Annotated in this window: 9 protein-coding genes; 5 read left to right on the plus strand and 4 right to left on the minus strand. The window is 50.3% G+C overall.

From position 1 onward, the window contains the following. Window positions 1-1,095 (minus strand): ankyrin repeat domain-containing protein (locus J7438_RS23990; RefSeq protein WP_209278584.1); only part of this gene is annotated, 1,095 nt, incomplete at its 3' end. A 165-nt stretch (window positions 1,096-1,260) separates the two neighbouring features. Here J7438_RS23990 and J7438_RS23995 point away from each other — a divergent pair. Beyond that, a complete protein-coding gene (locus tag J7438_RS23995) occupies window positions 1,261-1,404 on the plus strand; it encodes a hypothetical protein (protein ID WP_209278585.1) in 144 nt (47 codons plus the stop codon). 332 nt (window positions 1,405-1,736) lie between these two features. Next, window positions 1,737-2,126 (plus strand): hypothetical protein, encoded by a 390-nt coding sequence (locus J7438_RS24000; protein ID WP_209278586.1) that lies wholly within the window; start codon window positions 1,737-1,739, stop codon window positions 2,124-2,126. Here the strand turns inward: J7438_RS24000 and J7438_RS24005 are convergent. The 3 genes from J7438_RS24005 to J7438_RS24015 form a co-directional block, all read right to left on the minus strand. Next, the gene (locus J7438_RS24005) at window positions 2,083-4,671 is read right to left on the minus strand and encodes a TRAP transporter permease (RefSeq protein ID WP_209278587.1); all 2,589 of its coding nucleotides are present in this window, start codon (window positions 4,669-4,671) and stop codon (window positions 2,083-2,085) included. The two genes, J7438_RS24000 and J7438_RS24005, sit on opposite strands and share 44 nt — an antisense overlap. Before the next feature lie 260 nt (window positions 4,672-4,931). After that, window positions 4,932-5,912 carry a TAXI family TRAP transporter solute-binding subunit gene (locus tag J7438_RS24010; RefSeq protein ID WP_209204276.1) on the minus strand — a complete coding sequence of 327 codons (981 nt, stop codon included), beginning with the start codon at window positions 5,910-5,912 and terminating at the stop codon, window positions 4,932-4,934. Between the two features lie 352 nt (window positions 5,913-6,264). After that, on the minus strand, window positions 6,265-6,753 hold the full coding sequence (locus tag J7438_RS24015) for a YchJ family protein (protein WP_209278588.1): 489 nt from the start codon (window positions 6,751-6,753) through the stop codon (window positions 6,265-6,267). A 319-nt stretch (window positions 6,754-7,072) separates the two neighbouring features. Here J7438_RS24015 and J7438_RS24020 point away from each other — a divergent pair, with 319 nt between their 5' ends. The 3 genes from J7438_RS24020 to J7438_RS24030 form a co-directional block, all read left to right on the plus strand. Beyond that, on the plus strand, window positions 7,073-7,684 hold the full coding sequence (locus tag J7438_RS24020) for a hypothetical protein (protein ID WP_209204274.1): 612 nt from the start codon (window positions 7,073-7,075) through the stop codon (window positions 7,682-7,684). Between the two features lie 291 nt (window positions 7,685-7,975). Next, window positions 7,976-8,626, plus strand: coding sequence for a hypothetical protein (locus tag J7438_RS24025; protein WP_209278589.1), 651 nt, complete (start codon window positions 7,976-7,978; stop codon window positions 8,624-8,626). Between the two features lie 158 nt (window positions 8,627-8,784). Continuing rightward, the coding region (locus J7438_RS24030; protein ID WP_209278590.1) for an ATP-dependent DNA helicase DinG at window positions 8,785-10,412 on the plus strand (1,628 nt) is incomplete at its 3' end.

Raw genomic sequence — 10,412 nt, forward strand, 5'->3', positions numbered from 1 at the left:
AGCACCATCTGTATGTGTTTTGACATTGACATCCACTTTCTTATCAAGCAGTTTTCTCAGGCAATCGGTTTGCCCCCAACAAGCGGCTAAATGCAATGCCGTATTGCCGCTGTTATCAGCGATATTGAAATCCGCTCTTTCAAGCAAATAAGTCAGGTGATCTAATTTGCCCCAAAGGGCCGCTATCATTAAAGGTGTGATACCGTCGTTATCACGGGCATTAATGTCCACTCCTATGTTATCAGCAAGCTCATGCAGACACCTAATGTCGTTTTCTTTTTCGATGGTATAGTGTTCGAAGGTCTTGCCATTAATAAGGGTTCCAGTGATATCTATGCCCATGGCAGCACATTGTTGACGGGCCTTGGTTTTGCTGATTTTGGTAGCTATATGCAGGGCTGTTTCGCCGTTATTATTGGTGGCATTTACCTTCGCTCCCTTTTCAATGAGTTTTTTCAGGCATGTTTTATCCCCATTGGCAGCGGTGATATGCAGCGGTGTTTGACCTTCCCCATCGGCGGCATTGATCTCTGTCGGATTCAGGTAAATGAAAAATTCCCAATAACCTTTTCTGGCAGCAGTGTGCAGGGGCGTCTCACCCTGATGATCGGCGGCATTGACATCGGCACCGTGGTCGATCAGAGTCCAGGCTAAATCCGTATGTTGGTGCTTTAAGGCGACAGCTAACAGGTATTCAGGATGACCGGTGAGCGCCGAGCGGTAAGGCTGATTGGCCAACGTCTTGTCTTTGTCCAGATAACAGTTCAGCTTTCTCAGATTACCGCTACGGCAGACATTAAGCATTCGGGATTCACAATAAGGTGATTCGTCGTCATCGACGCTTTCCCCGTCCTTACGAATCAGTGGCAGTGCCGTTTGCTCGCATTCACTGCATAGGCGTTGATCAAGACTTGTTTCACTCTGCTCATCAAGGTGTCGGGTGATGCATCCCAGGTGGAAAACGTGACCTTGTGGTTTACAAGAGGTTTCCACCAGTGAGTGTCCACCAAATTGTCCTCTGATATGTTCGTCATTTATACAGATAGAAGAACAGTTAAAGCGAACATCTGCCCCGTTTACACCGACACTATTCATTACTTTAGCCCGCTATTTGACTCAAAACTCCGAGTAGGACAAAAAATCAGCAGGGTAAGTTCCACAAAAACAGAATTTTTTAACAAGACGTATGTCGTTAAATCCAAAAGTCAGGTACGGAACCGATTTTCACAAGACAGTGAACGTTTATCCGGAATGCAAGCAATGGTAGACACGAATATCTGGCAACAGTTCAAGGCGCTGATTCCTGAAGGGGCGCGAATCGTCGCCACCATTACCGCTAATAACGGCAATGGCACCAGTCAGGCAGAGCTTCGGGATGGTTCGGTTATTACCCGTCAAAGGTGAATCTGTGGGTGTTGGCCAGAAGGCATTTATTCAGAAGAGATAAAAGGATCTGCGCCGAGCCTGGCGCAGTATGAGGTGGAGGTTTGAAATAATCAAGAATCGGTTCTCCACTCAATTTTATTGCTCACTTTAGAATAGAAGGCAGCTCGATGGTTGGGCTCCATAGTCTTTAAGAAGTTTCTTGCATTCTGTGCGGCTATACTCTGTAGCCTTGTCGGGAGCCGTATGGCCATCGTTATCCTTCTCTTTGGCCAGGAAGGGGGCAACGTCAGGGCTGGTCAGGTTCCAGCGATGACCAGGCTGTCAAGGACAATCCCATCAATCTGCAAACGTTGGATTACCTGGCCAAGAGGCATTCAGACAAAGGCATAATAAACGATGCTGCTGATGTGAAATGCTGTGTTATGGAACTCTTCCATATACTCCTGATGAAAGAGCATTGGAAAGGCAATGACCCGGCGGGGGAAAAACTTTCAGATCTGCTACCATTTTTTGATTTCAATGACATGAAATTTCAACCTGGGTACAGAAATTACATCCTCTTTGCCCTTGCCAAAAATCCTCCATCGCAGGCAGGGAAAACCCACCGGTTCACTCCGCTGTCATCCTGCACAGGGAATGACAGCGGAGTAAAACAACCGGCTTTCTGCCATGCGGAATTTATTCCACGACAATTCCTTAGCTGCACTGGCCCTGTCGGCGTCTTTGCCCAAGGAAAATGAACAACAGCAGAATAAAGGCGGGTATCCAGGTCAGTTGTTTTGGCAGTCGCTCTGCCGGAACTTCCATACGATAAATCTGCCAGTCAAAATCAATACCGGCCTGCTGGGCCTCGCTGTTGAAGTCAACCATGTCGATGGTCAGGTCATCCCCATCAACCAGAACCTCGAGCCCCATGTGGCGGAACCGGTCATCAGCCGTGGCCTGGTCGCCAGCGGGGAGAATAACCATCTGATTAACCGGTTTACCTTCCAGGGTTTCTCCTGCTACCCACAGGCGTGCATCAGCCTGGTCCGGCAGTGCTTCAACCTGGGCAACAATGTTACGGCCTTCATGGGTTTCATAGGGAGGGTAAATCCTGTCCCACCAGAAGTCTGGCCTGAACAGGGTAAAGGCGATCAGCAGCATGCCCAGGGTTTCGTACCAGCGGTTTTTCACTAACCAGTGGCCCTGGGTTGCGGTAGCAAACACCAGCATGGCCGCAATGGCACCAAAGACGACAATCGCCAGTTGTGCAAGGCTGTCAACGCCGATCAGCAGCAACTCGGTATTAAAGATAAACATAAACGGCAGGACAGCGGTGCGGATATCGTAGGTGAAACCCTGGATACCGGTCTTGATCGGGTCCGACTGTGCAATGGCCGAAGCGGCAAAAGCAGCCAGACCCACAGGTGGGGTATCATCCGCCAGAATACCGAAATAGAACACAAACAGATGGACCGCAATCAGAGGCACGATCAGTCCATGTTGTGCGCCCAGGGTTACGATCACCGGGGCCATCAGGGTGGACACCACAATATAGTTAGCGGTGGTTGGCAGCCCCATGCCCAGCACCAGACAGATAATGGCGGTGAACAGCAGCATAAGAATGATACTGCCAGCAGAAACCCATTCTACAAATTCGGTCATTACCAGACCAATGCCGGTTAGCGTAACCGCGCCCACAACGATACCGGCGGTTGCGGTGGCAACACCAATGCCGATCATATTCCGGGCTCCGGTGGTCATCCCGTCAAGCAGATCCAGAAAGCCTTCTTGCAGATGCGTGGTTGTTTGCTCCTTCCGGAACAGATCAATCAGGGTTTTATGGGTCAGCGTGATGAAAACCATGACCAGGGTTGCCCAGAAGGCAGAGAGGCCAGGGGAGTAGCGTTCAACGGTCAGACACCACAATAAAACCACCAGGGGCAGCAAATAATAGAGACCGCGCTTGATGGTTGGTCCGGGTACCGGAGTGCTGCGTATCTCATCTTCAATATTGTTGATGAGATCAGGTTGCCTGGCAGCCACTTTCAGAAGTATCAGATAACTGGCCAGCAATGCCAGCGTGATGATCCAGAGGGCGTGCTCTCCCATATACTGTCTGGTCCAGCCAACACCGTAATAGACGCCAGCACCCAGCAGGCAGAGTCCGGCAAACGAGCCCGTGAATGACATCAGTGCCTGAGTCTTTGTGCGGGTGACGCTTCTTGGCAGTCCCTGCATGCCCGCTTTCAGGGCTTCAAGATGGACAATATAAAACAGGGCAATATAGGAAATCGCGGCGGGTAACAGGGCGTGGCGAATAACATCGATATAAGAGATGCCAACATATTCCACCATCAGGAATGCAGCAGCGCCCATAATAGGCGGCGTCAGTTGTCCATTGGTGGAGGCGGCAACTTCAATGGCACCGGCCTTGTGAGCGGGAAAGCCGACCCGTTTCATCAGGGGGATGGTAAAGGTTCCGGTGGTGACCACATTGGCGATGGACGAGCCGGAAACCACACCGCTCAGGCCGGATGATACGACGGCAGCCTTGGCCGGTCCGCCTTTGAGATGGCCCAGCAGAGAAAATGCCACCTGAATGAAGTAATTACCGGCACCGGCCTTTTCCAGCAGTGAACCAAACAGAACAAACAGGAAAACAAAGCTGGTGGAAACTCCCAGGGCAACACCAAAGACACCTTCAGTGGTGATCCAGAAGTGCGACAGCGCCTTGTTGAGACTGGCACCTTTGTGGGCGATCACATCCGGCATATAAGGACCGGCAAAGGCATAGGTGATAAAAACCGCCGCAACCACCATCAGTGGTGGTCCCAGTGCCCGGCGGGTTGCTTCCAGCAGAAGCAGCATACCTGCACCTGCCGTAACCAGATCCGGGATAACGGGAGCCCCGGCACGGGTCGCCAGCGCCTGGTGGAAAATATAAAGGTAGGCGGCGCAGAAGCTGCCAGTCAGTGCAAATAGCCAGTCAGTCACGGGTACCTGATGGGTAAACGATTTTTTCCTGGCAGGGAAGGCAATAAATGCCAGGAAAATGGCAAAGGCGAGATGGATTGCCCGGGCCTGACCATCGTTAAATATGCCAATATTGAAAATATACGGCAGAGGTGATGCATTCCACAGCTGAAACAGTGACCAGCCGAGGGCTGTGCCCAGTAATACCAGTCTGGATTTGCCAATGAGCTGGCGGCCACCCTGTTCGGACTGGTTAACCATTTGTTCAGCAGAGCGGGTGGAGCCTGCTGTTGAATTATTCAGCTTGGCGCTGTTTACTGCTTCCATAATATACCTGTTGTTATTGAAGTTATGCGCTCTGGAAATGATGCATTCTTCAGCCAATGGCTCATGGCCTTATAAAAATGGGGGGAAGCGGAATATCCATGAGGTAACAAAAAACGACACTGCTTCCCCGTGCAGCCCTGTGACCCTTGTTGGGTGAGGGCTGTATAGGTCATCATGCAGAATTCAGGCAGCACTCTGGATGATGACAACCTGCATTTGGGAAGGTGTTGCTACACCTTCCCGGATCAGGGAAAAAAAGTTTAGAGAAGACCTGCTTCCTGATAGTAACGTCTGGCACCTTCATGCAGCGGGATGCTGAGGCCATCAGACACCATCTCTTCTTTTTTCAGGGTACCAAAGGCCTGGTGCAGTTTTTTGAAGGTGGACAGATCTTCAAATACGGCCTTGGTCACCTGGTAGACAGCGGCTTCGCTGGCCGCCGTGGAGGAGACAAAGGTTGCCGCCACACCAAAGGTCTGAACGTCTTTATCGTTGCCCTTATACATGCCACCGGGGATGGTTGCAGTGCGGTAGTAAGGGTTGTCTTTGATCAACTGGTTGACTTTATCGCCTGCAACAGAGACCAGTACGGTATCACAGGAGGTGGTGGCTTCCTTGAAAGATCCGGATGGGTGGCCAACGGTATAGACAAAGGCGTCAATCTTGTTGTCACACAGTGCCTTGGCGTGTTCGGCTGCTTTCAGTTCGGAAACCAGAGAGAAGCTGTCGTGTGTCCAGCCATACAGTTTCATCAGCTGTTCTATGGTGCCACGCTGACCGGAGCCCGGATTACCGATGTTGACGCGCTTCCCCTTCAGGTCTTCAAACGTGCTGATGCCGGCATCTGCCCTGGCCAGAATGGTAAAGGCTTCCGGGTGTACCGAGAAAATCGCCCGCAGGTCTTTGTTGGCACCTTGCTGTTCAAAAGCGCTGGTTCCCCGGTAGGCGTGGAACTGCCAGTCCGACTGGACGATACCCATATCGAGCTCACCGGCACGGATGGTGTTCAGGTTGTAAATAGAACCACCGGTACTTTCTACCGAACAGCGGATGCCATGCTCTTTGCGTCCCTTATTCACCAGGCGGCAGATAGCGCCACCGGTTGGATAGTAAACGCCGGTTACACCGCCGGTACCAATGGTGACAAACTGCTGGCTGGATGGGGCTGCACTGGCAGTGGAGGAGATAGCTGCAAAGCCTGCCCCCAGAATGGCAAGTCCCAGTTTTTTGAAAATGGTCATTGTCAGTCCTCTTGATTTGAGCTTTTTTTACCATGGCAACAAGAGGTGGGCAGTGAACATCAGCTCTGGCGGATCCCGGGTCAGTTCCCCGGGCAGATCTGATCGCTTCTGAACCGTACTTCTCGTTCATGGCTGTTATATTCAGTCCGGACAGCATTCCCATGTTGTCCCCTGACTGGTTTGACTCGCTTAACCATGAATGGCAAGCCGAGAATTTGCCTGTCAGGTTATTACGTTTGTCGAAGCAACCTGATGAGGTAGGTGATGCTACCATGTTTGAGTGTCAAGTTCTTTGATTTCTGTCTATTGATTCTCGGTAAGTACTTATGATAGCTCGGAAAAGTTGTCGTCTTTATGGTGCGCAGCATTTTTTATACTTCTTGCCACTGCCGCAGGGGCAGGGATCATTTCTGCCCGCGTTTTCTGTTTTGACCAGTGCCATTTTGGGGTAGACAAAATACCAGTGCCCTTCTTTTTTAATAAAAGAAGAGCGTTCATGGTGAATTTGTTCAGGGCCTGAGAGTGACTCCCTGAACCAGGCCTTGAATTCAACCATGCCCGATTGATCCGCCGCTTGTCCTGCCTCTGTATCGACAATCTCGAGCCTTTGCCACAGCGTACCGTTTGATTGCTGGTAGACTTTCTGCTGTTTGATGGTTTCCTGTTGCCCGGGGTGTGTTGTGGCAACCAGGTAGGGAATATTGCTCAGTGTGTAAGCCGTATAACGGGAGCGCATTAATGTTTCCGCTGTTGGGGCTGGCTTCCCTTGAATATAAGGCTGGCAGCATTCGGTGAATGTTTTTCCGGAGCCACAGGGGCAATGTGAGGGGTTAATGGACATGGTAACTACCCGAAAACGGTATATGCAAAACGCATGAACAAAATTTTAACTTAGGACATCAATATCCGGGTCAGGGGTTGTTGACGTTTCTTTGCTGAACTTACAGCGAAACGTTAACAGGCCCTGACCTATTGCCGCAAGAGCTGTAAAGCTAAAGGCTGTTAAGAACTTAATTGTTTGTTTTTCTGTCAGTATTTATAACCCTGCTGTTATGGGAGCAGGGGATAAACCTGCTGAAGTATTTTAGTGCAGCAAATGCTCTGAAATAAAGTCAGTAATTATTTCTGATCAATCTTATCGAAATCTATGGAGGTGTCTTATGCCAGCTATAGGCAAAATTTCCGGACAGTTTGATCCAACGGTCACAGGCCCCACCCGCAAGCGTGCTGTCGGTCAATTTGAGGGAAGGTCGACCACTGAATCCGGTGCCACAAGACAGACTGGAAATAACCGATCATTCGATCAAACACCCTCACTTAAAGATCGTTTAATCTATCCATTTTATGTCACCAGAAATCGGGTACTGAACATGGCTGTTATAGGTGCACAAGCTGGAGTTTATCCGCCGATGTACGCTGCAAGTGCTATATGTGTCGGAGCCGGTGAAATTATTGGCAATACTGTTGGTGGATTAATTAAAAGTTTATTCTTTCCGAACTCTAATATCCCACCGGGTGAAGTTGGTGCTTTACTCGGATTGTATACAGGAATTTTGCTATCCATTCCTGCCGCCGTTGTTCTAGGTGTGTTTACTACGACTGCTTTTGCTGTTGTTGGTCTGGCTGGCAGCGTGCTGGCTTCACCGTTTGATATCTATCATGGCATGACACTGGCTGACAAAGCAGACCTGAACCCAAAGCAAGTGCGGGTAATGGATATATGGGATGATATCAAAATGCCTGAACTCAGCCAGTTTGTTGACTGGGACTAGGAGGCTGACCGAGAATAGACTGCCCTACTGCGGTGGCAGCAAATTGGTCTAAAAATTTCCGACTTTTTATCCTCAATTTTCTGCCATCCTCGCTTCGGGTGCTATTCTCGGTCAACCTCCTAGTGGGTGTCCTTTTTTTATTTTTTACTTAATTGTTTGCTTTTCTGTCAGTATTTATAACCCTGTTGTTATGGGATCAGGGGATAAACCTGCTGTAGGATTTGATGCAGTACTTAAATAAAGTCAGAAATTATTTCTGATCAATCTTATTGAAATCCATGGAGGGATCTCATGCAGGCTATAAGTAACATTACCGGGCAGTTTGATTCAACGGTCTCAGGATCCATCCCCAACCGTACAGACGGTCAATTTGCTGGAAGGACGGCCACTGAATCCGATGCCATAAGACAGACTGAAAATAACCGATCATTCGATGAAAAGCCTTCACTTAAAGATCGTTTGATCTATCCATTTTATGCCGCCAAAAATCGGATTCTGAAAATGGCGGGTATAGGTGCACAAGCTGGGCTTTTTGCGCCGATAATCACTGTCGGTGGCATTTGTGGTTTAGCCGGTGACATTATTGGCAGTACCGTTGGTCGATTAATTCAATGTTTATTTTTTCCGGGCTCTGAGGAATCACCGGGCGATACGGGTTTTCTTATCGGATTTTATGCGAGTTTTTTGCTCGCCGTTCCTGCCGGAGTCGCACTTGGTGCGGTTGCTGCGGTTGCTTTTGCTGTTATTGGGCTGGCTGGCAGTGTGGTCTCTTTACCTGTCGACATCTATCGTGCCGCCACACGGGATAATAAAACGGACCTGAACCCGGAACCAGTGCGGATAATGGATATATTGAATGAGATCAAACACACTGACATCAGAGAATTGTTTGATTTTGAAGATTCTGATCCTTTACCTTTGTCAATGTCGAGTCTAATTTGATCCGTTTAAAACCCGGGAGAGTCAGGATTCTGAATTTTACTCCCGGTTGCCGTATCGTTTATTGAATAGAGTTTGTGGTATTCACCGCTGTGCAGTGTGATGAAACAGGATACAATCAGCCTATTTAAACCAGCTACTCCAACAGAGCGATAGGCATTGTGCTTGACGAACCCCAGAAGAGAGCCATCCAGAAAGCGTACAGTGCTTTTCTGGAGAGTAAAAAGCTAAAGGCCCGACCGGGGCAGAAGCAGATGATTGCCGAGATTGCCCGAGCACTTGGAGATATTAACACCGACAGTGAAGGCCGCAGAATCTCCGACCCCTCCGTTACCGTGATTGAAGCCGGTACAGGCACCGGAAAAACCGTGGGTTATGTGTTACCTGCGGTGGTGATGGCTCAGGCTGCGAAAAAACGTCTGGTCATTGCCACGGCCACCGTGACCCTTCAGGAACAGGTCATTAATAAAGATCTGCCGGACATTATTTTAAAAACCGGACTCAAGTTCTCTTACACCCTGGCCAAGGGGCGTGGGCGTTATGCCTGTCTGAGTAAGCTGGACCGGCTGCTTCAGGAAGAGGAAGCGACTGCCTCGTTAATGGATATGTTCGCCTACGATGGTTACACCCTGGAAAACGATCAGTCCTCCCTGGCGCTATACCAGAGTATGCTGGAAGCATTTGCCGCTGCCAAATGGGAAGGTGACCGTGACAGCTGGCCTGATGCCCTGGAAGACCAACAGTGGCGAACCATTACCACTGACCATGCCCAATGCAGCGGACGTCGTTGTGGTTATTTCCGGCAGTGCCCATTTTATAAAGCCCGTGGTGACCTTGAGCATGCCGATGTTGTGGTTGCCAACCACGACCTTGTGCTGGCGGATCTGGCGTTGGGAGGCGGTGCGATCCTCCCTGAGCCAAAGGATGCCATCTATGTGTTTGATGAAGGCCACCACCTGCCAGATAAAGCCATTGATCATTTTACCTGTCAGTCCAGAGTCAAGGGCACGGCCAGCTGGCTGGAGAAAGCCGGACGACATCTGCAGAAGATTCTGACCCAGCAGACCCTGCCGGGAGAGCTGGGTGAATTGCTGGAGCGAATTCAGCCTGAGTTTGATGCCCTGATCAATGCCCTGGGTCATACCCGGGAGATGCTGCACAGCATTGCCCGGTTTGAACCAAAGACACAATTTACCACCCAGGGGGAGAGTCAGGTCGCTTATTACCGCTTTCCCCAGGGCATTGTGCCTGAACCATTACGACAACAGGCGGAACGGTTGAAAGCCGGTTTCAGCAAGTGCAGCGGTATGCTGGAAAAGATAGCCAAAGCCCTGGACGATGCAATGGACGGCGATGTTCCCGGTATTGATCGCTGGCAGGCGGAACAGCTCTATCCTGAAATCGGTGGCATGCAGTCACGTATGGAGAGCCATTTTCAACTCTGGCTGACCTACACCATCAAAGATCCGGAGGGAGAGCCGCCCAGCGCCCGCTGGTTGAAATGGAGCGAAGGTGCTTTTGGTGAAGAACTGGAGGTTTTCAGCAGCCCGATCATGTCTTCCATGACCTTATGGCAGACGCTGTGGAATCCTGCTCATGCAGCCATTGTTACCTCGGCAACCCTGGCCGCTCTGGGCAGCTTCGACCGGTTCCGGATGCGCTCCGGAGTGCCTGCACAGTCTCGCTGTGTGGTAGTGCCCAGTCCATTTCTGCATGGTGAGGCGGCTTCTCTGGTAATACCGGCCATGGCCTCAGACCCACGGAATGCGGAAGATCATACTGTCGAGAT

This window comes from Thalassotalea sp. G20_0 (assembly GCF_017744175.1).
Taxonomy (GTDB): domain Bacteria; phylum Pseudomonadota; class Gammaproteobacteria; order Pseudomonadales; family Endozoicomonadaceae; genus Endozoicomonas.

What these genes read in the sequence shown, in the direction of transcription:
- J7438_RS23995 (WP_209278585.1), top strand. Translation starts at nt 1,261, where the DNA reads ATGGTAGACACGAATATCTGGCAACAGTTCAAGGCGCTGATTCCTGAA.
- J7438_RS24005 (WP_209278587.1), bottom strand. Translation starts at nt 4,671, where the DNA reads ATGGAAGCAGTAAACAGCGCCAAGCTGAATAATTCAACAGCAGGCTCC.
- J7438_RS24010 (WP_209204276.1), bottom strand. Translation starts at nt 5,912, where the DNA reads ATGACCATTTTCAAAAAACTGGGACTTGCCATTCTGGGGGCAGGCTTT.
- J7438_RS24015 (WP_209278588.1), bottom strand. Translation starts at nt 6,753, where the DNA reads ATGTCCATTAACCCCTCACATTGCCCCTGTGGCTCCGGAAAAACATTC.
- J7438_RS24020 (WP_209204274.1), top strand. Translation starts at nt 7,073, where the DNA reads ATGCCAGCTATAGGCAAAATTTCCGGACAGTTTGATCCAACGGTCACA.
- J7438_RS24025 (WP_209278589.1), top strand. Translation starts at nt 7,976, where the DNA reads ATGCAGGCTATAAGTAACATTACCGGGCAGTTTGATTCAACGGTCTCA.